Genomic DNA, 24,096 nt, shown 5'->3' on the forward strand with positions numbered 1-24,096 from the left:
GGGCAGTTACCAGGGAGACAGATGAGGACAACGCGATTCTTGGCATCCGTCGCGGTGGCTGTCGGCGCCGCCACGGTCTTCGCCGCGCCCGTCGGCGCCCAGAGCAGCGTCGATGCCATGTTTTTGGATGCCGTGCGGGATAAGGGTGTGCCGATCCAGTCCGACGCGGACGCCCTGGCGCTCGCCCACCAGACCTGCGCGATCCTGGCTGACGGCGGCTCCGCGCAGGACGGGCTGAGCCATATCGCGAAGGCGACCAGCTGGTCCACCGACCAGGCGGCAAACTTCGGCAGCCTGGCCGTCGTCGCCTACTGCAAGGACCGGATCGCTCAGGCCACCGCGCCGCAACAGCAATCACAATCGCAGCAGACCCCGAAGTCGCCGCCGCGGACGAACGTGCCGAAGATTCCCGTGCAGTTCGAACCGCTGCCGCTTCCGCCGCCGCAGCACCACCCGTACGGACCGCCACGGCCGCCGCGGTGCAACCTGGCCGACCCCATGTGTGGTCAGTGAACCACGCCGCGTAAAGCGTCGGCGCCGAACACCGGTTCCAGCATCGCGGACATGTCCGGGCCGCGCCGCAACATGTGCCCGCCGTCGACGTTGATCACCTGGCCGGTGATCCAGCCCGCGGCATCGCTGAGCAGGAACACCGCCGCGTTCGCGATGTCTTCCACCTCGCCGACGCGCGGCAGCGGCGTGCACGCCGCGTAGTCGGCGCTGATCTCGGGTGACGCCATGATGGGAGCGACGAGATCCGTGCGGATCAACCCGGGCCGGATGGCGTTCACCCGCACCCACGACGGCCCCAATTCGTCGGCCGCGAGCATCATCAGGTGATCGACCGCCGACTTGCTCACCCCGTACGCGCCGAACCATCGGTGGGTGTTGCTCGACGCGATCGACGAGATCCCGACGAACGATCCGCCGCCGCCGCGCACCATCTCCCGCGCCGCGTGCTTGAGCACGTACATGCTGCCGTTGACGTTGAGGTCCACTGTGCGCCGCCACGCGTCGGAGTCGATCTGCGTCACGGGTCCGATGGTCTCGCTGCCGCCCGCGCAGTGCACCACGCCGTGCAGCCGGCCGGTCCATGCCGCCGCGGCGGCCACCACACGGGCGACCTCGTCTTCGTCGGTGACGTCGGCGGGTTCGTAACGCACCTCGCCCGGCCCGGACTGCGCGGTGATCTCGTCTGCCGCGGTGGCCAGTCGGTCGGCGTTGCGGCCCACCAGCATCGCATTGCCGCCCGCGGCGACCACACCGCTGGCCACCCCTTTGCCGATCCCGCTGCCACCTCCGGTGACCAGTACCGTTCGCCCCTCCAAGGACAGCTGCACCTGATGCTCCTCTACGGTTCGTCGCGACGGGCCGGTTTCGGCGCGCCGAGGGTGCGCCAGTCAGGCACATCCGGTGGCAGGCCGACCGGGAATCGGTTCTCGTTGGCCGAGGCCCAGTGGGCGTGGCCGAGTTCGTGGATGTGAAACGCGTGCCGCAGCGCCTCGGTGAAGCCCATCGCGTCGGCTGCGGCGTTGACCGAATCCTTCACCAGCAGCGCCGCCATCGTCGGACGCTCGGCGATGCGCCGCGCGAATTCCAGTGTCTTGTCCTCGAGTTCGTCACGCGGGAAGATCTTCGACACCATACCCAGCCGGTAGGCGTCCTCGGCGTCGATCGAATCCCCGGTCAGCAGAAGCTCTTTGGCCTTGCGAGGGCCGAACTCCCAAGGGTGCGCGTAGTATTCGACGCCGGGCATACCCATCCGGACCGCGACGACGTCACTGAACTTGGCGTCGTCGGCGGCGACTATCAGGTCGCACGCCCAGATCAGCATGAGGCCGGCGGAGATCGCGTTGCCCTGCACCTGGGCGATGGTGATCTTGCGCAGATCGCGCCACCGCTGGGTGTTCTCGTAGTAGTAGTGCCATTCCTGCAGATACGTTCTCTCCGCCACGCCCGTCCTGGTGGCGCCGCGCGACCGGAAACTCGGGTGCTGATCGGGACCCGGTTGGCGCTCCAGCAGCGCCTCCTCGGATCCGAGGTCGTGGCCGGCGGAGAAGTTCTTGCCGCGGCCGGCCAGAATCACCACCCGCACCTCGTCGTCGGCCTCCGCGCGGGTGAACGCCTCGTCGAGTTCCACCAGCAGCGTGCGCGACTGCGCGTTCTGCGCCTCGGGGCGGTCCAGCCAGATGCGGGCGATCCGCCCGTCGTCCAGCGTCTCGTACGTCACCTGCCGCGCCACAGCGGACCACCTCGCTCACGTTGTTTGGTCAGCTAGCAGATTACGGTGCCGCCACGGAAGCGCGTTGCGGTGGTGTGACAGCGGATCGACGGCAAGATCACTACACTCGCGACATGGCGACTTGCTCGTTCGCGATTCGACGGTTCCTGGTGGTCGGTGGTTTCGCCGTGGCGGCCATGGCCGTGCCCGCGGTCTCCGCGTACTCCACGCCTGCTCCACAGGCCCCGCTGGCCCAGTGCCACCAGGGCGAGGAATCCGACGTCTTCACCACCACGTGCACACCGATGCTGGTGCCCAACTCGCCGCCGATCTTCTCGGCGACCGCGGCCAACCCCGACGTGCCCGAGATCCAGGGCATCCCGTGCATCGGCCACAACGCCGGCGCGTGCATCGGGTTGGCGGAGAACGCCGAAGCCGCGGGACCGGCGGCAATCCCCCGTTCGACCATCAGTTCCAGCCCCTGACCGGGGTCGGCTAACACGTAGAAGCTGTGCGGAAACCCGACGGCTTCCATAGAATCCATGCCGACGAGACGGTCGATAACGACAGCACAACTACAGAAAGCGTGACGATGGCGACCTTGCAGCTCTCAGCTCGACGACTGATCCTGGCCGGTGGCTTCGCTGTCGCCATGGCGGCCGCCCCGGCGCTCGCCGTCGTCGCGACGCTGGACGACGACCGGACACCGCTGGCCCAGTCCTGCCCGTCCGGCGAGGAAACCGACACCTTCACCGGTGTCTGTGTCCCGCACACGGTGCCCAACGCCGGCTCCCCGTTCACCACCCTGCCCGGAAACCCCGACGTTCCGACGGTGCTGGGAGTGCCCTGCATCGGGCACAACTCGGGTCAGTGCATCGGCCTGGCCGAGGAGGCCCAGGCGATGGCGCCCGGCACGCCGCCCTCATCGCACATCGACCACAGCCCGACCGTCACCGGATAGCGGTAAGGCTGCTGAACTGCGGCGATGGCGCCGCGGCTAGAGTTGTCATATGCCTGCAAAATCTGATTCTGCCGAAATCGGCGACGTCGAGCCGCTGGCCGACAGCACCGCGCGCCAGGCCCGTCGAGTGGTCGCGGCCTATGCAACCGACGCGGACGAATGCCGGGTCTTCCTCTCGATGCTCGGCATTGGGCCCTCGAAGCACGAGGCGTAGATGAGTCCGCGAGGCGGTGATAAGGCCGTCTCGGGGGAGTCTGACTTCGTCGTGGTGGCCAACCGGCTGCCCATTGACATGGAACGTCTGCCCGATGGCACGACGACCTGGAAGCGCAGCCCCGGCGGCCTGGTCACGGCGCTGGAGCCGCTGCTGCGCCGCCAGCGCGGCGCCTGGATCGGCTGGCCGGGTGTCCCCGACGCCGGTTCCGAGCCGATCGAGCAGGAGGACATGCGCCTGCACCCGGTCGACCTGTCCGCCCAGGACGTCGCCGAGTACTACGAGGGGTTCTCGAACGCCACGCTGTGGCCGCTGTACCACGACGTCATCGTCAAGCCGATCTATCACCGCGAGTGGTGGGACGCCTACGTCGACGTGAACCGGCGCTTCGCCGAGGCGACCGCGAAATCGGCCGCCCAGGGCGCGACGGTATGGGTACAGGACTACCAGCTGCAGCTGGTGCCGAAGATGCTGCGGACGCTGCGGCCGGACCTGACCATCGGCTTCTTCCTGCACATCCCGTTTCCGCCGGTCGAACTTTTCATGCAGCTGCCCTGGCGCACCGAGATCGTCGAGGGTCTGCTGGGCGCCGACCTGGTCGGCTTTCACCTGCCCGGCGGTGCGCAGAACTTTCTGATCTTGTCCCGCCGCCTGGCGGGCGCCGAGACGTCGCGGGCCAACGTCGGTGTGCGGTCGCGCTTCGGCGAGGTGAGATTCGGCTCGCGCACCGTCAAGGTCGGCGCCTTTCCGATCTCCATCGACTCCGCGGACCTGGACCGCAAGTCGCGTTCCCGCGCGATCCGCCAACGCGCCCAGGAGATCCGCCACGAGCTGGGTAACCCGAGGAAGGTCCTGCTGGGTGTCGACCGGCTGGACTACACCAAGGGCATCGACGTCCGGCTCAAGGCGTTCTCGGAGTTGCTCGCCGAGGACCGGGCCGGCCGTGACGACACCGTGCTGGTGCAACTCGCCACGCCGAGCCGCGAACGCGTGGAGAGCTACATCGCGATGCGCGAGGACATCGAACGCCAGGTCGGCCACATCAACGGCGAGTACGCCGAGGTGGGTCACTCGATCGTGCACTACCTGCACCGGCCGATACCCCGGGAGGACCTGATCGCGTTCTTCGTGGCGGCCGACGTCATGCTGGTGACCCCGCTGCGCGACGGCATGAACCTGGTGGCCAAGGAGTACGTGGCCTGTCGCAGCGACCTCGGCGGCGCGCTGGTGCTCAGCGAATTCACCGGTGCCGCAGCCGAACTCCGCCAGGCCTATCTGACCAATCCGCACAACCTCGAGGGCGTGAAGGACGCGATCGAGGCGGCGCTGAACCAGACGCCGGAGGAGGGGCGGCGACGGATGCGGGCGTTGCGCCGCCAGGTGCTCGCCCACGACGTCGACCTGTGGGCGCGGTCGTTTCTCGACGCGCTTGCGTCGACTCGACAGGACGCTAAATCGGCGTGATGTGCCCGATCAGCCACTTGCCGTCGATCTTCTGGTAGTCGACGCGCAACCGGCTGCCGTCGTAGATCGGCTCCTTTGAGGAGTCGGTGACCGTGCGGTTCATGTAGACCATCACCGACGCTGAACTACGTTGTGCCGTCATCACTCCCACGCCGACCACGTTGGCCTGGCTGACCAGTTGGCGTTCCCGGGCCTGCGGGATGATGTCGCTGGCCGCGCGGTCCTGGAACTCCTGGCGGTAGGTGGGGGTCAGCAGCGGATAGATCTCGTTGAGCGAACGCTCGACGGTCTGGTAGTCATAGCCGAACACCTTGGGTATCTGCTGCTCGGCCAGCGACGGCAATTCGGCACGGGCGGCCTCGGCGCCGGTGCGCTGCACCCGGTCCCAGTACATCGCGCCACCCACCGCGGCGGCGGCGACGAAGACCACTGCCAGCGCGACCACCGCCGTACCCACCAGCCTGGTGGTGAGCGTGCGCATCAGTTCCCCCCGTCGGGATATTTGAGGTCGTAACCGGTCATGTGGCCGTTGCCGTCCTCGTGCACGATCACCCGCAGCCGGTAGGGCTGCGAGGGCTGGTTGTTGCCGTCGAGATCGGTCACCGTGACGCGCGCCGACACCAACACCGCGGCGTTGTCGGCGGTCTCGTCGATCTTCTCCAGAGCCGCACCGTTGATCACCGCTTCGGCGCTGGCGTTGGTGTCGCGGAACAGCAGCTTGAGGTTCTCGGCGTTGTTGCCCTCGGTCATCATCGCGCGCAGTGGCCCACTGGTGCTGTCGACGAACCGGTCGACGCTCTGATCGATGGTGTCCTGCGTGTAGCTGAACATGTTGACCACCAACTGCGAAGCGGTGTCGACGAACCGTTGCTCGCGGGCCAACGCCTCGTCGGCGTGCCGCCCCTGCACGTGCATCCACACGCCGAGTCCACTGAGCGCCAGGATGGCCACCGCCAGCGTGCTCGCCGCGATGGCCGCGACCAGGCCACGGTGTGGTTGGCGCCGCGGCGGGGGTTCCACCGGCCGCGGTACCCGCACCGTCACCGGCGTGGGCGCCTGCACCCGCACCGCGGTGGCGCCCGGGTCACCGGCCGCCGGTCCTGCCGCTCGGGACGCACGCCGGCGCCCCCTCGGCCTCGTCGTCTGCGTCGAAGAAGCCGTGTCTTCCGCCATCTACGCCTGCCTTGGAGCCAACATCAGATCAACCCAGTTCTCTGCAGGCGCCAGTTTGTCAGTAGCGGTGGCGAGTACGCCAGTTCCGCCTGCCGGGTCGACGAACTTGCCGTTCTGGTCGTAGGTGGCGAAGTCCGTACCGGAGGCCATCGGCACCTCGGCGGGCAGCGGACCGCTCGGCGGCGGTGCGGGCTGGCCGGGCGGCGGTGCCGGTGGTGGCGGTGCCGGCCTGCCGTACGGCGGCACGACGTGGTCGGGCGGGCTGAAGAACGGCCACGCAGGCGGCAGCTCGGGGCGAACCTCGTTGGGCGGCACCGGCAGCGGGTACGGTGCGTGCGGCGCCGGGCCCGGACCCGGCGGGATGCCGGGCGGCAACTGGACCACCGGCGGGCCCGGATCCGGGTCCACCTGCGGCGGGATGTAGGGGAACTTGTTGGGCGGCAGGATGTTCCGGCCGATCTCCGTGGTGTCGTCCTCCATCGTGTCCATCGGCGTGCCCAACGGCACCGGCGGGCCGCGCCACGGGTTGTTGCCGATCGGGACGTAGCCCTTGGGGTCGCGGCACAGCTGGATCGTCGGCGCTCGCTTACCGGGGAACTCCTGGCACGGGTAGTTGCGCGCGCCACGCACCACGCTCGGATCGTTGTGCGGCACCTTGCAGTACAGATCCTTGGGCAGTTCGCGCAGCGTCTCGTCGGCCGGCGAGCGCATCTCGCTGGCGGGGACGAAGCCGGTCAGGCACGGCGGCGGATCCTGCAGGTGGATCTTGAAGTCCAGCTTGCCGCCCTCGTCGGCGGGCACCCCGCCGGCGACGGTGTTCAGCGCGGCCATCAACGCCGGGAACACCACCAGCGCATGCTCGATCGAGTCGCGGTAGATGACCCCGATGCGGCCGAAGTTGGCGAGGTTGGCCGCCAACACCGGGAACGACGGCCGGATGCCGTCGAACAACTCGTTGGCCTCCTCGGTCGCGCCGGGCACCGTCTGAAGCGTCGAGCGCAACTGCGGATCGGCACCGGCCAACTCCGTGGTGAACCGCGCCAATCCGTCGGCCAGCGACGTGATGTCGTCGCCGGCGCGGATCTGCGCGTCCAGGAACGGCCCTGCCTGATCGATCAGCTGCGTGATCTGGCCGTAGTTGGAGTTGGCCTCGTCGACCAACAGCCGCGCCGACTGGATCAGCCGAGCCAATTCGGGTCCGGATCCGTTGAATGCGTTGAACGTTTCCCGCAACAGGTCCTGCAACCTGCTGTTGCTGACGCTGGTGACCAGGCTCTCGGCCTGGTCCAGCAGCCCCGCGATGTCCTGGCTGATCGCGGTGCGGTCCACGTCGATGTTGGACCCGTTGCGCAGTTTGGACTGCGAAGGATCGGCCGGCGGCACCAGGTCGACGTACTGCTCGCCGACCGCCGACACGCTCTTGACGGTCGCGGAGACGTTGTCGGGCACCGGGGTGCCGCTGTCCAGTCGCATGTGGGCGACCACGCCCGTGTCCGACAGCGCGACCGACTCCACCCGGCCGATCGTCACGCCGCGGTAGGTCACGTTGGCGTTGTTGTACAGGCCGCCCGCCGCGGAGAATTCGGCGGTCACCTGGTAGGCACCGATGCCCACCGCCGCGGGCAGCTGCAGATAGAAGATCGAGATCGCCCCGACGGTCAGCACCGTGACGACCGCGAAGATCGACAACTGGATTCGGGTCAGCCGGTCAAGCATCTACGGCCCCTCCCCGTGCTGGGTCGCCGTGCCCGGCGGGATCTCGAACGGGTCGGCGGCCTGGCCGGACAGGTTCGCCAGCGCTCCGGTCAGGAAGTCCGGCGGGGTGATGACCTCGTGCATGCGCTTCATGTTCGGGTCAAGGCCCCACGACGTGGTGAACACCGATTCGCCGACGCGCCGCAGCGTGAGGTCGAACGTGGTGTAGACGTTCAGGTAGTCGCCACGCACCGCGTTTTTCAGGTACTTGTAGTGGAAAGGGAACGTCGGCAGCAGTTCGAGGTCCTTGATCAGGAAGTCGACGTTGTCGTTGAGCGACTTGACCACCGGGTAGAGGTCTTTGAAGTCCGCGGCGAAATCGTCCTTGGTCTGCTCCAGGATCCGCGAGGCGACGGTGGCGAAGCTGCGCAACGCCCCGAACGCGTCGACGATGTTGGCGCGGTTGTTGTTGAGCACCTCCAGCGCCTCGGGCAGCGTGTCCAACGTGCGGCCGAGGCTGTCCTTGCTGCGCGCCAGGATGCCCGCGAACCGGTTCAGCCCCTCGGCCGCCGCGATGATGTCGTTGGTCTGCTGATCCAGGGAGCTGGTCAGCTCGGCGAGGCGCGGGATCAGATCGGCGAAGGTGCCCTGCCGTCCCGCCACTGCGTTGTAGGTCTCCTCGGTGATGTCTTGTAGGGCACCGAGATTGCCCTTGTTGACCACCACACCGAGGGCGGACAGCACCTCTTCTGTCGTCGGGTAGCGGCCGGTGCGGTCCACCGGAATATGCGCCCCGTTCTCCAGTTTGCCGACGGCGCGCTCACCGACGGGTTCGGCCAGTTCGATGTGCTGGGAGCCCAGCAGCGAGGTCTGGGCCACCTTGGCGGTGGCGTTGGCGGGCAGCTTGACCTCACTGTCGAGGGACAGTTGGACCGCGGCGTAGAACGTGCCGTCGGCCCGTTGCACGGCGTCGATGCCGGACACGCTGCCGACGGTGACGTCGTCCACCATCACCGGTGAGTTCTGCGGCAGGGTGGCCACGTCGGGCAGTTCCACGGTGATCTTGTAGGACCCGGGACCGTGGCCCGCGGTGCCGGGCATGTTCAGCGAGTTGAGCCCGCCGAACTGACAGCCCGCCAGCAGCGCGGCCAGCGACGAGAGCGCCACCACCCGCCGGATCACGATCCACCTGCCTGGGGCCCGGACGCGGGTCCGCCCGCGTGCGACGTCGACGACGCGTCGGGGGCCGGCGGAACGAACAACGAACTCAGATCCGTCTGGCCCGACATCGGCGGCGGGTTCGTGCCGGGCGCCTGCTGCCACTGCAGATACGGCACCGGCGTCTCGGCCTTGGCCTGTGTCTCGGGGGTGTCGTAGATGATCTGCCCCTTGTAGGCGGTGATGCTGTTGATCGGGTGGAACAGCAGCGGCGGGAAGTTCATCGCGATGCGCTTGAACACCGGACCCATTCGCTGCCTGCAGATTTCCGACCGCTTGTAGTTGTCCGGGGAGGCCGCGGCCTCGAACGTGCCGCCGCAGATGAACTGGACCGGGTTGGCGAAGTTCGGCAGCGTCAGCAGCCCGCCCACCGTGCCCTGGGCGGGGTTGTAGATGTTGTAGAAGTTCGACAGGCCGTTGGGTGTGATGTGCAGGATCTGCTCGATGTCGTCGCTGCGCTCGGTCAGCAGACTGGTGAAGTCGGTCAGCTTGGTGATCTGGTCGATCAGCGCGCCGTTGCTCTCGTTGAGGAAACCGCGCACGTCGGACAGCGCCTGGTTGAGCGTGCCCAGCGTGTTGTCCAGGCCGGCCGAGCTGTCGGCCAACACCTGCGACACCGAGGCGACGTGATCGGAGAACTGCACGATCTGCTCGTTGCTGTTCGACAGCGCATCGACCAGCACCTGCAGATTGCGGATGGTGCCGAACAGGTCGGTGCGCGAATCGCCGAGCCGGCCCGCGGTCTGCGACAGTTCCCGCAGGGCGCGGCGGAACGTGTCGCCGTTGCCGTCGAAGGTGTCCGCGGCCTGGTTCACGAAGGCGGTCAGCGGGCCCTGCACCGACCCCTCGTGCGGCCCGAGTTGCGCACTCAACTGGGTCAGCTGCTCTTTGACCTCGTCCCACTCCACCGGCACCGCGGTGCGGTCCAGCCCGATCTCGTCGCCGTCGGCCAGCTCGGCCCCACCGGTATAGGCCGGGGTGAGCTGCACGAACCGCGCGGCGACGATGTTCGGGGCGATCACCAGCGCCTTGGCGTCGGCGGGCACCTTGACGCCGTTCTGCACCGTCATGGTGACCTTGACGTCTTCGGCCCGCGGCTGGATCGAGTCGATCTTGCCGATCGGCACCCCGACGATGCGCACGTCGTCGCCCGGATACAGGCCGACCGCCGAGGTGAAGTACGCGGTCAGCTTCGTGCCCGCCCGCGACGGCCAAACCAGGTACACGCCGGCGGCCAGCGCGACCACCAGCACCGCCGCCAGCGCGATGCGCAGCCAGCGGGTGCGGTCAGCAGAAGGTTTCGGGTGGGTCATGGTGACTTCGGCCTAATGATCAGACGCTCGGAGATGTAGCCGCGCAGCATGTCCGCGAGGCTGTCGGGCAGCTTGCCGGGCTGGAAGTAGAAGTCGAGCAGCACCTCGGCGATCGGGGCGGGCGGCAGACCGTACAGGTTGATCTGGAAGCCGGGCCCGGAGCCCACCACCTCGCCGAGCGCGGTCGCATACGGCGGCAACCGCTTGAGCGCCTCGCTGATGTGCTCACGACGCTCCAGCAGGTTGTCCAACACCAGGCTCAGCTTCTCCATCGCAGGCTTGAACTCGCGCCGGTTGTCGGCGACGAATCCCGAAAGCTGTTCGGACACCTCGTCGATACCGGCGATCAGGTTGGACAGCGCCTGGCGTCGCTCGTCGAGCGCGGCGAACAGCAGGTTGCCGTCGACGATCAGCTGGTTCACCTGTCCGGCGCGCTGTGCGAGGGTGTCGGAGACCCTCTTGGCGTGCGCGAGAAGGCCTTCGAGCGCCTCGTCGCGGTTGTTGAGGGCACGCGACAGGTTGGCGACGCCGTCCAGAGCGCCGCGCAGCTGCGGGGTGGCGTCGTGCAACGAGTCGGTCAGGGTCTGCAACGCCTGCTCGAAGCGCGGCTTGTCCAGTTCGCTGGAGTTGCGCCCGAGATCCTGCAGCGCGGTGTTCAGTGTGTAGGGAGTCGTGGTGCGCCGCAACGGGATCACCTGTGACGAGCCGGTGCCCTGCGGGGTCACCGCCAGCGACTTCTCACCGAGCACGGTGTCGGTCTTGATCGCCACCATCGTCTGGTCGCCGACCCTGACGTCACGGTCGACGGTGAAGGTCACCTTCGCGGTGTCCCCGGCCAGTTCGACGCCGGTGACCTTGCCCACCGCGATCCCCGACACGTTGACGTCGTTACCCGGCGAGATGCCGCCGGCATCGGAGAAGTACGCCTCGTAGGGCTTGCCCTGCGGCCAGAACGGCAGGCTGGTGTAGCCGAACGACACCAGCACCAGACAGACCACCAGGAAGATGCCGAAGATGCCGGTACGCAACGGGTTTGATTCATCGGGCCTACTCGACATTCGGTGCACACCTCCCCTTCGACGGATCCGGCGGGCCACCGACCGGAATCAGGATGTCGCTGCCGGCGGGACCGTTGATCTTCAACCGGGTCGAACAGTAGAAGATGTTGAAGAACGACCCGTAGGCGCCGAGGGCGTTGAGCCGCAGGTAGTTCTCCGCCAGCGGTTCGATCACCTTGTTCACGTCGGCCTTGCGCTCGTCGAGGCGCTGAGCCATCGGACGGACGTTCTCCAAAACACCCTGGATCGGCCGGCGCGACTGCGCCAGCATGTCGGTCAGGTTGTTCTCAGCCGACGCCAGGGGCCCAATCGCCCCGGCGATGGGGTCGCGCCCCTCCGCCAGACCGGTGAGCAGCTTCTGCAGGCGGTCGACGCTGGCGTCGAACTGCTCGCCCTTTTCGTCCACGGTGGCCAGCACGGTGTTGAGGTTGGTGATGACGTCGCCGATGAGTTGGTCGCGTGCGGCGAGGTTCTGGGTGAACGCGCTGGTGGTGGACAACAGGTTGGTCAGTGCGCCGCCCTGGCCCTGCAGCAGTTCGATGACCGCGTTGCTGACCTCGTTGACCTTCTGCCCGTCCAGGCCCTTGAGCACCGGCCGCAGACCACCGAGCAGCGCGTCGAGGTCGAGCGCGGGCTGGGTGTTCTCTTTGGGGATGGTGGCGCCCGGCGGCAGCTTGCGCAGCTCACCCGGCCCCGAGGTGATCTCCAGATAGCGGTCGCCGACCAGGTTCTCGTAGCGCACCACCGCACGCGTGGAGGTGTACATCTGGTAGCGCGAGTTCACGTCGAACGAGACGTCGACGGTGTTGTCCGAATTGAGCTTGACCGCGTTGACGGTCCCGACCGGCACGCCGGCGATCCGCACGTCCTGGCCGGCCTTGAGCCTGGAGGCGTCCATGAACGTTGCGTGATAACCCTTTTCCGACGCGAACCGGAACTCGCCGAACACCACCACCAGCATCACCGCCACCATCAGCATGGCGATGGTGAAGATGCTGACGTTGAGTAAGGTCCGATCCTTTTCCACGTTAGAAGTCGTCCCTTTCCGCGAAGGCCCCGTTGAACAGCCACTGCAGCGTCGACGGCGCATCGAACTGCAGCTCGGTGTTCGGCTGGTAGGGGACGTAGGCGTTGTCGGTGACGAGGAACGGCGAGCGGTACCAGGACCCGCCGAACTGCTTACTCGGAATATTGGGCAGGCCACGGCAATTCGGTCCACCGCTGGCGTTGACGATCGGCAGGCTCTCCGGATAGGTGTAGGCCGGCGAGCCGGGCAGGAAGTTCGACGCGACGAACAGGCCGGGTCGGATACCGCCGATCACCGGGGCGAAGCGCTCCACCGCCAGCGCGGTGCCCTCCAGGACGCAGCCGAACTCCGGCGAGTACTCGCCTGCCACCTGCAGCGGCGCCCGCAACCGCTGGATCGCGGCGATGTAGTCGTCCTCCCCGGGCTCCAGAGTCTGGGTGCCGTTGTTGGCCAGCCCGGTCGCCGCCAGCAGCGTCGCGTTCAGGTTGTCTTGCTCGTCGACGATCGTGTCGCTGATCGTCGGCGCGTTCTCCAAAATCCGGGCCAGATCGGGGCCGGCGTCGCCGTAGATGTTGGCCACCACCGCCGTCTTCTGGAGATCGTCCTGCAGTGTAGGCAGCTTCGGATTGAACTGTTGCAGATAGTAATTCAGCCCCGACAGGGTGGCGCCCAGGTCGTCACCGTTGCCGCGTAATCCCTCGCCGAGCGCGCTCAGCGTCGCGTTCAAGTTGATCGGGTCGATCTTGTGCAACAGGTCGGTCAGCGTCTGGAACAGCGTGTTGACCTCGAGCTGCACGTCCTTGGCGGCCACGGTGGCGCCCGGCCTCAACTGCCCCTGCGGCTCGTCGGGCGGGATGAACTCCACCGCCTTGGCGCCGAAAACCGTTGTGCTGCCGATACGGACCAGCGTGTTGGACGGGATGTAGCGCATCTCGTTGCTGTTGATCGCCAACGTCAGCTTGGCCTGGTCGCCCGCGTAGTCGATCGAGGTCACCTCGCCGACCTGCACGCCGCGGTACTTGACCTTGGCCTCGCGCTCCATCACCAGGCCTGCGCGTGGCGAGGTCACCGTGACGGTGTCGGTGGAGGTGAAGGCGGCGGTGTAGGCCAGGTAGGTGAAGACGGTGGCAGCCAGCAGAAGCCCGATGAGGATCGCCGCGGCGATCCTCACGTGGCTGCGTTTGGCCTCAACGTCTGACATGGTCTCCCGCCTACCCGGAGAGGTTGAAGTTACCGGACGCGCCGTACACGGCGAGTGAGATGAACAGGGTGATGGTGACGACCACGATCAGCGACGTGCGCACGGCCTGACCGACCGCGATTCCGACGCCGACCGGTCCGCCGGACGCGTTGTAGCCGTAATAGGTGTGCACCAGCATCACGGCGATGGCCATCACGATGGCCTGCAGAAACGACCACAGGAGGTCGGTGGGCACCAAAAACGTGTTGAAGTAGTGGTCGTAGAGGCCCGCCGACTGGTCGTTGATGAATACCGTCGTGAACCGGGCGGCGAAGAACGCGGCCAGCACCGACAACGAGTACAGCGGGATGATCGCGATCATTCCGGCCATCAACCGCGTCGACACCAGATACGAAACCGAGTGCACCGCCATCGATTCCACCGCGTCGATCTCCTCGGAGACCCGCATGGCGCCCAATTGCGCCGTGGTGCCGGCGCCGATGGTGGCCGCCAGCGCGATACCCGCGATCACCGGGGCCACGATGCGCACGTTGAGGAACGCCGAGAGGAACCCGGTGAGCGCCTCGATGCCGATGTTTCCCAGCGACGAGTAGCCCTGCACCGCGATCACACCGCCGGAGGCCAGGGTGAGAAACGCCGCGACGCCGACCGTGCCGCCGATCATCACCAGCGCGCCGGTGCCCATCGTCATCTCGGCGATGTTGCGGATGGTCTCCCGGCGATAGCGGGTGACCGCGTTGGGGATGTAGCGGACCGTCTCGCCGTAGAACAGCGCCTGTTCGCCGATGTTGTCGACGACCTTGGGCACCCCGCGCAGTGCGCGGCGCAGCCGTACCGTGACGTCGTAGCTCATCGCTCCAACACCCTCACGCCCACCGCCGTCATGATCACGTTGATCACGAACAGACAGATGAAGGCGTAGACGACGGTCTCGTTGACCGCGGTCCCCACACCCTTCGGGCCGCCCTGCACGGTCAGGCCGCGGTAGCAGCCCACCAGGCCGGCGACCACGCCGAACAACAGGGCCTTGATCTCGGCCATCACCAGCTCGCCCAGACCGGTCAGCACGGTCAGCCCGTTGATGAACGCGCCCGGGTTGACGCCCTGCAGAAAGACCGAGAACGCATAGCCGCCGGACAGACCGATCAGGCAGACCAGGCCGTTGAGCAGCAGCGCGACGAACGTCGACGCGAGCACCCGGGGCACCACCAGCCGCTGGATCGGGTCGATGCCCAGGACGCGCATCGCGTCGATCTCCTCGCGAATGGTGCGCGCGCCCAGGTCCGCGCAGATCGCGGTGGCGCCCGCGCCCGCGACCACCAGCACGGTCACCACCGGCCCGAGCTGGGTGATGGTGCCGAACGCGGTGCCCGCGCCGGACAGGTCCGCGGCCCCGATCTCACGCAGCAGGATGTTGAGGGTGAACGCGACCAGCACGGTGAACGGGATGGCCACCAACAACGTCGGGACCAGCGAGACCCGCGCGATCATCCAGGTCTGGTCGAGGAACTCCCGAAACTGAAACGGGCGTCGAAACATCTTGGCGAACGTGTCGAAGGACATCTCGACGAACCCACCCACGGCCCGAGCCGGTGCCGCGAGCTGTTCGATCAACCTCGGCTCCGTTCTCGGGAACGGGGTGTTCGGCACCGCCGACTGGTGGCGAAGGTGTCGAAGGTCTGGAAACCCTTCGAAAACCTTTGCCGCGGCGTGCTTCTCACCCCTGGGTTAAACGTTGCTCTCAGTGAGCCGGATCATACTAACTAGAACACGTTCGCAGTGTCAAAGAACCGCAAAAGTAGCCGAAATTGTAATTTTTCGCTGGTCAAGCCCGGTGTGACCGAGGTCATTTCTGTAACGTGTTCTAGCCGTGTTCCGGCGGTCTTTGCGAGACCGTCAGTCTTGTCCGGCCATCAGCTCCGTCGCCGAAAAACCGCGTTCCCGATCACGGTCAGCAAAGTAATCCTGCAACGTGTTCGCCAGCGCGGACGGCTCCCAAGCCTGCGCCTGGGCGGTGAACCGCGCCTCGGCGACCGGCGCCGCGACCAGCGTTACGGTCCGCCCGTAGACGATGAACAACTGACCGTTGACGGCGTCGGACGCCGGTGAGGCCAGGAAGGTCACCAGGTTGACCACATGGTCGGGGGACAGCGGATCGATCTGGCCCTCGGCCAATTCCGGCGCGTCACCGAACACGTCGGCCGTCATCGCGGTGCGTGCCCTGGGCGCGATGGCGTTGGCCCGCACCCCGTAGCGCTCCAGCGCCCGCGCCGCCGAGAGCGTCAACGCGGTGATGCCCGCCTTGGCGGCGCCGTAGTTGGCCTGCCCGACCGGCCCCGCCAGGCCCGCCTCCGACGAGGTGTTGATGATGCGCCCGTAGATCTGCTCGCCGGCCTTGGCCTTACCGCGCCAGTAGGTGGCCGCGTTGCGGGTGAGCAGAAAGTGGCCCCTCAGGTGCACGGCGATGACGGCGTCCCAGTCCTCGTCGCTCATGTTGAACAGCATCCGGTCGCGGGTGATGCCCGCGTTGTTGACCAGGATGCCCAGCCCACCGAGGCCCTCGGCGGTCTCGATCAACTCGTCGGCCGTCGACCGTTCGGAGACGTCACCGGCGACGGCGACGGCCTTGGCTCCCGCGGCGACGATCTCATCGATGACGTCGGACTGATCCAGCGCGGCGGCGATGTCGTTGACCACGATCGTGGCGCCGGCCTTGGCCAGGCCGACCGCCTCCGCGCGGCCGAGCCCGGCGGCCGCGCCGGTCACCACCGCCACCCGGCCGGTCAGATCCACGGGATTGTTCGTCACTTTATGAATACCTCTAGTCTCTGCGGTTCAGGGCGGCCCGGGGGCATTCGGCGATGGCCTGCTCGGCCAGATCCTCCTGGTCGGCGGGCACCGGGTCGGCCTTGAGGACCGCGTAGTCCTCGTCGTCGAGCTCGAACAGGTCCGGGGCGATTCCCACACATACCGCGTTACCTTCGCAACGGTCGCGGTCCACTTCCACTCGCATCACAACCTCCTTGCGGGTCGGTCCGTCGGACCAGTGTGGCAGGCACCGGCCTAGACCCCAAGACTAGAACGTGTTACAACCAGGTGTGAATGAGGGTCAGCGGACGAGTCCCTTCAGGCGAGAAAGTTAGGACACGGCGATGCGGATCGGCTACACCCCAGAGCAAGAGGAGTTGCGCCGCGAACTGCGGTCCTATTTCACCAAGCTGATGACCCCGGAACGCGCCGAGGCGCTGGCGTCCAACGATGGGGAGATGGGCCGCGGCAACGTGTACCGCGAGACCGTCGCGCAGATGGGCAAGGACGGCTGGCTGACGCTGAGCTGGCCCAAGGAGTTCGGCGGGCAGGCCCGCCCGCCGATGGACGGGCTGATCTTCAACGACGAGGCCGCCATCGCCAACGTCCCGGTGCCGTTCCTCACGATCAACAGCGTGGCGCCGACGATCATGCACTTCGGCAGCGAGGAGCAGAAGAAGTTCTATCTGCCCAAGATCGCCGCCGGCGAACTGCACTTCTCGATCGGCTACTCCGAACCGGGCGCGGGCACCGACCTCGCGGCCCTGCGCACCACCGCGGTGCGCGACGGCGACGACTACGTCATCAACGGCCAGAAGATGTGGACCAGCCTGATCGCCTACGCCGACTACGTCTGGCTGGCCGCGCGCACCAACCCGGAGGCCAAGAAGCACCGCGGGATCTCGATGCTGATCGTGCCGACCACCGCGGAGGGGTTTTCCTGGACTCCGGTGCACACCATGGCCGGCGTCGACACCAGCGCCACCTACTACACCGACGTGCGGGTACCGGCGACCAACCTCGTCGGCGAGGAGAACGCCGGCTGGAAGCTGGTCACCAACCAGCTCAACCACGAGCGCGTCGCGCTGGTGTCCGCGCAGCCGATCTTCCTGGCGCTCAACGGGGTTCGCGAGTGGGCCCAGAACACCAAGGACGTGCACGGTAAACGCCTGATCGACTCGGAATGGGTGCAGCTCAACCTCGCGCGGGTGCACGCCAAGGCCGAGGTGCTCAAGCTGATCAACTGGGAACTGGCCTCGTCTGAAGAGGCCGCGCCGTCGCCCGCGGACGCGTCGGCGGCCAAGGTGTACGGCACCGAGTTGGCCACCGAGGCCTACCGCCTGCTGATGGAGGTGCTCGGCACCGCGGCCACCCTGCGCACCGACTCGCCGGGTGCGCTGCTGCGGGGCCGCATCGAACGGATGCACCGCTCGTGTCTGATCCTCACGTTCGGCGGCGGCACCAACGAGATCCAGCGCGACATCATCGGAATGGTCGCCCTCGGCCTGCCCCGGGTCAACCGGTAGAGACGGAGAACTCAGCCATGGATTTCAAGACGACCGAAGCCGCCGAAGACCTCGGCGGGCTGGTCCGCACGATCACCGAGTCGGTGTGCACCCCCGAGCATCAGCGCAAGCTCGACGGGCTGGACCAGCGGTTCGACGGTGACCTGTGGAGCAAGCTGATCGACGCCGACATTCTGTCGGCAGCCGCCCCGGAGGCGTTGGGCGGCGGTGGGTTCGGTGTGCTCGAACAGACCGCGGTGCTGGTGGCTCTGGGCCGGCAGATGGCCGCGGTGCCGTATCTGGAGTCGGCGGTACTCGCCGCGGGCGCAATGGCACAGTTCGGGTCACAGGACCTGCAGCAGCAGTGGGCGGTGCCAGCGGTCAAGGGCGAGAAGATCCTGACCACGGCGCTGGAACCGGACATGGGCGAGGGGCCCGTGCGGGCCGTCGCCGACGGTGGTGGTCACCGGCTGACCGGAACCCGTACCCAGGTCGCGTTCGGTCCGGTCGCCGACGCGTTTCTGGTGCCCGCCGAGACCGACTCGGGCACAAAGCTGTTCGTCGTCACCACCGCCGACCCCGGGGTGACGGTGAGTCCACTGAGCACCACCGGCCGGGGCAGCATCGGGCATCTGGAACTGCAGAACGTCGCGGCAGACGCCGAGCGCGTCGTGGACGGCGACGATGCGGTGTCCTGGCTGACCACCCATGCCACGTTGGGCCGCAGCGCTTTTCAGCTCGGCGTGCTGGAGCGCGCGCTGGAGCTGACCGCGGAGTACGCCCGCGAGCGCGAACAGTTCGACCGGCCGATCGGCAGTTTCCAGGCGGTGTCCTCGCGGCTGGCCGACGGCTACATCGACGTCAAGGCGCTGCGGCTGACCGTGACCCAGGCAGCGTGGCGGCTCTCGGAGGGCCTGCCCGCCGACGTCGACGTCAACACCGCGGCGTTCTGGGCCGCCGAGGCCGGCCACCGCGTCGCCCACACCACCGTGCACGTTCACGGCGGCGTCGGCATCGACACCGACCATCCGGTGCACCGATACTTCCTGGCCGCCAAGCAGACCGAGTTCGCCGTCGGCGGCGCCACCGGGCAACTGCTGCGCATCGGCCGCGAGTTGGCCGACACCCCGGCCTAGCTGTGGGTCTTCCCACCGTCGCGGATCTGCTGACGCCACTGATCGAGGTCGATGATCGCGGGGTGCACTTCGAGGACGAGTTCACCTCGTGGCGCGATCACCTGCAGCACGGCGCGGCGGTGGCCGCGGCATTGCGTGCGCGACTCGACCCCGCCCGGCCGCCCCATGTCGGCGTGCTGCTGCAGAACACGCCGTTCTTCTCGGCGGTGCTGGTTGCGGCCGGACTGACCGGCGTCGTGCCGGTGGGGCTGAACCCGGTGCGTCGCGGTGCGGCGCTGCAACGCGACGTCACACACGCCGATTGCCAACTGGTGCTGGCGGATTCGGCGTCGGCGGAGACACTGGGCGACGTCGAACACATCAACGTTGACTCCGCACAGTGGGCCGACGAGGTCGTCGCGCACGCCGACGAACCGGTGCTGCCCCGTCGGGCCGATCCCGGCGACCTGTTCATGCTGATCTACACCTCGGGCACCAGCGGCGACCCCAAAGCGGTCAAGTGCAGCCACGGCAAGGTGGCGATCGCCGGCGTGACGATGACCGAACGGTTCGGGCTGGGCGGCGACGACGTGTGCTACGTCTCGATGCCGCTGTTCCACTCCAACGCGGTGTTGGTGGGCTGGTCGGTGGCGCTGGCCTGCCGGGGCTCATTGGCATTGCGGCGCAAGTTCTCCGCATCGCAATTTCTGCCCGACGTCCGGCGCTTCGGCGCGACGTACGCCAACTACGTGGGCAAGCCGCTGTCCTATGTGCTGGGCACCCCGGAGTGCCCCGACGATCACGACAACCCGCTGCGCGCGGTGTACGGCAACGAGGGCGCGCCCGCCGACGTCGAGCGATTCGCGCAGCGCTTCGACTGTGTGGTGATGGACGGTTTCGGCTCGACCGAGGGCGGGATCGCGATCGCCCGCACACCGGACACCCCGCCGGGCGCGCTGGGCCCGCTGCCGCCGGGCACCGAGATCGTCGACGTCGACACCGGGCAACCCTGCCCACCCGGGGTGACCGGCGAACTGGTGAACGTCTCGGACGCCGGCCGGTTCGAGGGCTACTACAACGACCCCGAAGCCGATGCCGAGCGCATGCGCGGCGGCGTCTATCACAGCGGCGACCTGGCCTACCGGGACGAGAACGGGTACGCCTACTTCGCGGGCCGACTCGGCGACTGGATGCGGGTGGACGGGGAGAACCTGGGCTCGGCGCCGATCGAACGGGTGCTGCTGCGTCATCCCGACATCGTCGAGGTGGCGGTGTACGGCATCCCCGCCCCCGACGTCGGCGACCAGGTGATGGCGGCGCTGGTGCTGGCCGAGGGCGCCACCTTCGACGCGGAGGCGTTCCGAGGGTTTCTCGCGCGGCAATCCGACCTCGGCCCCAAGCAGTGGCCGTCCTACGTACGGGTGAGCGCGTCGCTACCACGCACCGAGACCTTCAAGGTGATCAAACGCCGGTTGGCGGGCGACGGCCTGGACACCGCCGACCCGGTGTATCCGATCCGGTAACGGCGGCGAGTTCGTCGATTATTCTCCGTATCCATGAGAGCGACGGCCATCACCGGGACCGCGGCGGTGGCTGCCGCTCTGGCCCTGATACTGACGAGCTGCGGTTCGGACACCAAGTCCGGAACCGCCACCACCGAGCCCGCCACGACGAGCGCCGAGGCGGCCACGTCGACGGCGAAGGTCGCGCCGCGCGACGAGGACGCAACCGGCCCGAACCCGACGATCGCGAGCTACATCGCCGAGAACAACGTCCAGGAGACCCAGGTGCGACAGGGCGACCCCGGTTCGCCCGTCATCGACCTGCCGGTGCCCGAGGGCTGGAAGCCGGCCGGCGAGGACACTCCGGAGTGGGCGTACGGCGCCATCGTCTACACCGGTCCGGAGGCCGCCGAGTACACGCCGAGCATCGTCGCGCTGGTCTCGAAGCTGACCGGCGACGTCGACCCGCAGACGATCATCGATCTGGCGCCCGGCGAACTGCGCAACCTGCCGGGCTGGAGCGCGATGAACGACGGCGAGGCCAGCACGCTGGGTGATTACCCGGCCTACCAGCTCGGCGGTACCTGGTCGGAGAACGATCAGACCAGGATCGTGGCGCAGAAGACGGTGGTGATCCCCGGCCCCGACGGCCTCTTCGTGCTGCAGCTCAACGCCGACGGGCTGGAGGAGCAGGCCGAGATCGTCGGGGCCGCGACCAACATCATCGACGAGCAGACCACGATCGGGTTCTGATCGGCGCTCGAGTGTTGGCTTGTGTTACGCGAGGTTCGAATTCGCGTGCAGCAACCCGACACTCGGCGTTCGATTAGCGGTCGCGGATGTCGTCGAGGCGGCGGGTGGCCTCCTCGAAGCCCGCGACGAGTTCGGCGATGATGTCGGCGACCGGGCGGATCTCGTTCATCCGGCCGACGATCTGACCGACCGGCATCGCGACGGTGTCGGGGTTTTCGGAGTCGTTCATCCGCTGGTGAGCCTCGCTGACCAGGATGTTCTGCAGCGGCATCGGCAACGGGTCCGGCGCCTCCGGCGCATCCCACGCGTCGGTCCACTTCGACTTCAGCAACCGGGCCGGCTTACCAGTGTAGATGCGGCGGCGCACGGTGTCGCTGGACTCCGCGCGCAGCAGCGCCTCCTGGATCGTCGACACGCCGCTGGGCTTGCGGTGGCCGAGGTCGTATTCGGCGGAGGTCAGAAACGCCGAGCCCATCCACACACCCGACGCGCCGAGCGCCAGCGCGGCGGCCACCTGCCTGCCGGTGCCGATACCGCCGGCGGCCAGCACCGGGGCCTGCGCCCCCACGGCGTCGACGATCTCGGGCCACAGCACCACCGAGCCGATCTCACCGGTGTGCCCGCCGGCCTCGTGGCCCTGCGCGACGACGATGTCGACACCGTTCTCGACGTGGCGTTGAGCGTGTTTCGCGCTGCCCGCCAGTGCGGCCACCGGAACACCGTGCTCGTGGGCCTGGTCGATGACGTCCTTGGGCGGCGAACCCAGCGCGTTGGCGATCAGCTTGATCGGGTGGCGCAGCGCCACCTCGACGTGGCTGCGCGCCACCGAATGCAGCCAGCCCAGCACGCCCTCGTTTCGCCGACCGTCGTCGGACAGCGGCGGAACGCCAAGGTCGAGAAGGGTTTTGGCGACGAAGTCACGGTGCTCCTGGGGAATGAGCTTGTCGATGTCGACGGCCGTGCCCTCCTGCGGCACCTTCGCGGGCATGACGACGTCGACGCCGTAGGGCTTGCCGTCGGTGTTCTCGTCCATCCAGCACAGGACGTTCTCGAGATCGTCGGCGTCGTTGAAGCGCACGCAACCCAGCACCCCGAGTCCGCCGGCCTTGCTGACCGCGGCGGCCACCTTCTCCGACGGGGTGAAGACGAAGATCGGGTAGTCGATGCCGAAGCGGTCACACAGCTCGGTTCGCATCAGTTGCGGCTTCCCGCGTGGTTGGCGTGCACCTCGTCGGCGGAGCGCTGCTCGGTGACCGACTTGGCCCAGCGGTAGTCGGGCTTACCCGCCGGGGTGCGGTGGATCTCCTCGACCCACCACAGCTTGCGCGGCACCTTGTATCCCGCGATCTCCTTGCGCACGAACGAATCCAGTTCGGCCATCGAGGGGTTGGTGTTGGGCCGACGGTGCACCACGGCCGCCACGCACTGGCCGTAACGCTCGTCGGGCACACCGACCACCAACGCGTCGAACACATCGGGGTGTCCCTTGAGGGCGGCCTCGACCTCTTCGGGGTAGATCTTCTCGCCACCGCTGTTGATGGACTGCGATCCGCGGCCGAGCATGGTCACCGTGCCGTCGGCCTCGACCGTCGCATAGTCCCCGGGGATCGCGTAGCGGATTCCGTTGAACGTCTTGAAGGTTTCGGCGGTCTTTTTCTCGTCCTTGTAGTAGCCGACCGGGATGTTGCCCTTCTTCGCGATCAGCCCGCGCACCCCGGATCCCGGTTTGACCTCGTTGCCGTCCTCGTCGAGCACGACGGTGCGGTGATCGATCGTCACGCGCGGACCGCCGGTGTGCGACTGGCCCTTGGCCACGATGCTGGTGCCACCGAAGCCGGTCTCCGAGGAGCCGATCGAGTCGGTGATCACTCGGTTGGGCAGCAGTTCGAGGAACTTCTCCTTGAGGCTGGTGGAGAACAGCGCGGCGGTACTGGCCAGCAAGAACAACGACGACAGGTCGTAGTCTCTGCCCTTGGCCTGGTCGGCCAGCAACGCGTCCAGCAGCGGCCGCGCCATCGCGTCGCCGGTGAAGAACAGCAGGTTGACCTTGTGCTTCTCCACCGTCGCCCACACCTGCTCGGGCTCGAATTCCGGTGCCAGAACCGTGGTTTGACCGGAGAACAGCGACATCCAGGTGGCCGACTGGGTGGCGCCGTGGATCATCGGCGGGATCGGGTAGCGGACCATCGGCGGGTTCTGGGCGGCGGCCTTGGCCAGGTCGTACTCGTCCTTGACGAACTCACCGGTGGCGAAGTCGGTGCCGCCGAACAGCACTCGGTAGATGTCCTCGTGGCGCCACATCACGCCCTTGGGGAAGCCGGTGGTGCCGCCGGTGTAGAGCAGGTAGATGTCGTCGGGGCTGCGCTCGCCGAAATCGCGCTCCGGTGAGCTCTGCTGCAGCGCTTCGTTGAACTCCACCCCGCCATAGCGCCTGAAGTCCTCGCTTGAGCCGTCTTCGACCACCAGCACGGTCTTGACCGCCGGGGTCTCGGGCAGCACGTTGGCGACCCGGTCGGCGTACTGACGCTCGTGCACCAACGCGACCATGTCCGAGTTTTCGAACAGGTACTTCAGTTCGCCCTCGACGTAGCGGTAGTTGACGTTGACCAGGATGGCGCCGGCCTTGACGATGCCGAGCATCGCGATGACGATCTCGTTGCGGTTGCGGCAGTACAGCCCGACCTTGTCGTCCTTCTTGACGCCCTGATCGCGCAGGTAGTGGGCCAGGCGGTTGGCCTTGTCCTCCAACTGGGCGTAGGTGAGCTGTTCGTCGCCGCAGATCAGGGCGACGCGGTCAGGCACGGCATCGATGGCGTGCTCGGCAAGATCAGCGATGTTCAGGGCCACGACTCTAAATTAGAACGTGTT

General features: G+C 67.5%; 25 protein-coding genes. 9 read left to right on the forward strand and 16 right to left on the reverse strand.

The window, feature by feature from the left end:
* Positions 1 to 21: 21 nt before the first annotated feature.
* A complete protein-coding gene (locus ABQE89_RS00590; protein ID WP_448413051.1) occupies positions 22 to 513 on the forward strand; it encodes a DUF732 domain-containing protein in 492 nt (163 codons plus the stop codon).
* On the opposite strand, the gene ABQE89_RS00595 is transcribed toward ABQE89_RS00590, so the two are convergent.
* Both ABQE89_RS00595 and ABQE89_RS00600 read right to left on the reverse strand, forming a co-directional pair.
* Positions 507 to 1,340, reverse strand: coding sequence for an SDR family oxidoreductase (locus tag ABQE89_RS00595; protein WP_448413053.1), 834 nt, complete (start codon positions 1,338 to 1,340; stop codon positions 507 to 509). The genes ABQE89_RS00590 and ABQE89_RS00595 overlap by 7 nt on opposite strands.
* A gap of 11 nt (positions 1,341 to 1,351) precedes the next feature.
* Entirely contained in the window at positions 1,352 to 2,242 is an 891-nt protein-coding gene (locus tag ABQE89_RS00600; protein WP_448413055.1) for an enoyl-CoA hydratase, read from the reverse strand.
* 113 nt (positions 2,243 to 2,355) lie between these two features.
* Between ABQE89_RS00600 and ABQE89_RS00605 the strand changes: the two genes are divergently transcribed.
* The 4 genes from ABQE89_RS00605 (at position 2,356) to ABQE89_RS00620 (ending at position 4,860) form a co-directional block, all read left to right on the forward strand.
* Entirely contained in the window at positions 2,356 to 2,706 is a 351-nt protein-coding gene (locus ABQE89_RS00605; RefSeq protein WP_448413057.1) for an intersectin-EH binding protein Ibp1, read from the forward strand.
* Between the two features lie 107 nt (positions 2,707 to 2,813).
* A complete protein-coding gene (locus tag ABQE89_RS00610; RefSeq protein WP_448413058.1) occupies positions 2,814 to 3,182 on the forward strand; it encodes an intersectin-EH binding protein Ibp1 in 369 nt (122 codons plus the stop codon).
* A 49-nt stretch (positions 3,183 to 3,231) separates the two neighbouring features.
* Complete coding sequence (locus ABQE89_RS00615; protein ID WP_448413060.1) at positions 3,232 to 3,396, forward strand: hypothetical protein; 165 nt, start codon at positions 3,232 to 3,234, stop codon at positions 3,394 to 3,396.
* Positions 3,397 to 4,860, forward strand: coding sequence for an alpha,alpha-trehalose-phosphate synthase (UDP-forming) (locus tag ABQE89_RS00620; RefSeq protein ID WP_448413061.1), 1,464 nt, complete (start codon positions 3,397 to 3,399; stop codon positions 4,858 to 4,860).
* Here the strand turns inward: ABQE89_RS00620 and ABQE89_RS00625 are convergent.
* The 12 genes from ABQE89_RS00625 to ABQE89_RS00680 form a co-directional block, all read right to left on the reverse strand.
* Positions 4,847 to 5,341 carry an Rv1363c family protein gene (locus ABQE89_RS00625; RefSeq protein WP_448413063.1) on the reverse strand — a complete coding sequence of 165 codons (495 nt, stop codon included), beginning with the start codon at positions 5,339 to 5,341 and terminating at the stop codon, positions 4,847 to 4,849. The genes ABQE89_RS00620 and ABQE89_RS00625 overlap by 14 nt on opposite strands.
* On the reverse strand, positions 5,341 to 6,033 hold the full coding sequence (locus ABQE89_RS00630) for an Rv1363c family protein (protein WP_448413065.1): 693 nt from the start codon (positions 6,031 to 6,033) through the stop codon (positions 5,341 to 5,343). Before ABQE89_RS00630 ends, ABQE89_RS00625 begins: the two co-directional genes overlap by 1 nt.
* Complete coding sequence (locus ABQE89_RS00635; protein WP_448413067.1) at positions 6,034 to 7,749, reverse strand: virulence factor Mce family protein; 1,716 nt, start codon at positions 7,747 to 7,749, stop codon at positions 6,034 to 6,036.
* Positions 7,750 to 8,910: an MCE family protein gene (locus tag ABQE89_RS00640; protein WP_448413069.1), complete on the reverse strand. Its 1,161-nt coding sequence runs from the start codon at positions 8,908 to 8,910 to the stop codon at positions 7,750 to 7,752. It lies immediately after the preceding gene.
* Positions 8,907 to 10,259, reverse strand: a complete 1,353-nt coding sequence (locus ABQE89_RS00645) for an MCE family protein (protein WP_448413071.1) — start codon at positions 10,257 to 10,259, stop codon at positions 8,907 to 8,909. Before ABQE89_RS00645 ends, ABQE89_RS00640 begins: the two co-directional genes overlap by 4 nt.
* Positions 10,256 to 11,317: a virulence factor Mce family protein gene (locus tag ABQE89_RS00650; RefSeq protein ID WP_448413073.1), complete on the reverse strand. Its 1,062-nt coding sequence runs from the start codon at positions 11,315 to 11,317 to the stop codon at positions 10,256 to 10,258. Before ABQE89_RS00650 ends, ABQE89_RS00645 begins: the two co-directional genes overlap by 4 nt.
* Positions 11,307 to 12,344 (reverse strand): MCE family protein, encoded by a 1,038-nt coding sequence (locus ABQE89_RS00655; RefSeq protein WP_448413075.1) that lies wholly within the window; start codon positions 12,342 to 12,344, stop codon positions 11,307 to 11,309. Before ABQE89_RS00655 ends, ABQE89_RS00650 begins: the two co-directional genes overlap by 11 nt.
* Position 12,345: 1 nt before the next feature.
* Complete coding sequence (locus ABQE89_RS00660; protein WP_448413077.1) at positions 12,346 to 13,545, reverse strand: MCE family protein; 1,200 nt, start codon at positions 13,543 to 13,545, stop codon at positions 12,346 to 12,348.
* A gap of 10 nt (positions 13,546 to 13,555) precedes the next feature.
* Positions 13,556 to 14,398 (reverse strand): MlaE family ABC transporter permease, encoded by an 843-nt coding sequence (locus ABQE89_RS00665; RefSeq protein WP_448413079.1) that lies wholly within the window; start codon positions 14,396 to 14,398, stop codon positions 13,556 to 13,558.
* Entirely contained in the window at positions 14,395 to 15,159 is a 765-nt protein-coding gene (locus tag ABQE89_RS00670) for an MlaE family ABC transporter permease (RefSeq protein ID WP_448413081.1), read from the reverse strand. Before ABQE89_RS00670 ends, ABQE89_RS00665 begins: the two co-directional genes overlap by 4 nt.
* A gap of 282 nt (positions 15,160 to 15,441) precedes the next feature.
* Positions 15,442 to 16,353, reverse strand: a complete 912-nt coding sequence (locus ABQE89_RS00675) for a 3-oxoacyl-ACP reductase (protein WP_448413083.1) — start codon at positions 16,351 to 16,353, stop codon at positions 15,442 to 15,444.
* Between the two features lie 13 nt (positions 16,354 to 16,366).
* The gene (locus ABQE89_RS00680) at positions 16,367 to 16,558 is read right to left on the reverse strand and encodes a ferredoxin (RefSeq protein ID WP_448413085.1); all 192 of its coding nucleotides are present in this window, start codon (positions 16,556 to 16,558) and stop codon (positions 16,367 to 16,369) included.
* Between the two features lie 139 nt (positions 16,559 to 16,697).
* On the opposite strand from ABQE89_RS00680, the gene ABQE89_RS00685 reads away from it, so the two are divergent.
* From ABQE89_RS00685 to ABQE89_RS00700, 4 genes are read left to right on the forward strand one after another with little or no spacing between them, the layout of a single operon-like run.
* On the forward strand, positions 16,698 to 17,879 hold the full coding sequence (locus tag ABQE89_RS00685; RefSeq protein WP_448413087.1) for an acyl-CoA dehydrogenase family protein: 1,182 nt from the start codon (positions 16,698 to 16,700) through the stop codon (positions 17,877 to 17,879).
* A gap of 17 nt (positions 17,880 to 17,896) precedes the next feature.
* Entirely contained in the window at positions 17,897 to 18,994 is a 1,098-nt protein-coding gene (locus tag ABQE89_RS00690; RefSeq protein ID WP_448413089.1) for an acyl-CoA dehydrogenase family protein, read from the forward strand.
* A 2-nt stretch (positions 18,995 to 18,996) separates the two neighbouring features.
* Positions 18,997 to 20,496, forward strand: coding sequence for a long-chain-fatty-acid--CoA ligase FadD17 (gene fadD17, locus ABQE89_RS00695; RefSeq protein WP_448413091.1), 1,500 nt, complete (start codon positions 18,997 to 18,999; stop codon positions 20,494 to 20,496).
* 33 nt (positions 20,497 to 20,529) lie between these two features.
* Complete coding sequence (locus ABQE89_RS00700) at positions 20,530 to 21,228, forward strand: envelope biogenesis lipoprotein LpqN (protein WP_448413093.1); 699 nt, start codon at positions 20,530 to 20,532, stop codon at positions 21,226 to 21,228.
* 73 nt (positions 21,229 to 21,301) lie between these two features.
* Here the strand turns inward: ABQE89_RS00700 and ABQE89_RS00705 are convergent, their stop codons facing one another.
* Both ABQE89_RS00705 and ABQE89_RS00710 read right to left on the reverse strand, forming a co-directional pair.
* Positions 21,302 to 22,423 (reverse strand): NAD(P)H-dependent flavin oxidoreductase, encoded by a 1,122-nt coding sequence (locus ABQE89_RS00705; protein ID WP_448413095.1) that lies wholly within the window; start codon positions 22,421 to 22,423, stop codon positions 21,302 to 21,304.
* The gene (locus tag ABQE89_RS00710; protein WP_448413097.1) at positions 22,423 to 24,075 is read right to left on the reverse strand and encodes a medium/long-chain-fatty-acid--CoA/3-oxocholest-4-en-26-oate--CoA ligase; all 1,653 of its coding nucleotides are present in this window, start codon (positions 24,073 to 24,075) and stop codon (positions 22,423 to 22,425) included. Before ABQE89_RS00710 ends, ABQE89_RS00705 begins: the two co-directional genes overlap by 1 nt.
* Positions 24,076 to 24,096 lie beyond the last annotated feature (21 nt).

It is taken from the genome of Mycolicibacterium sp. XJ1819, assembly GCF_053483675.1.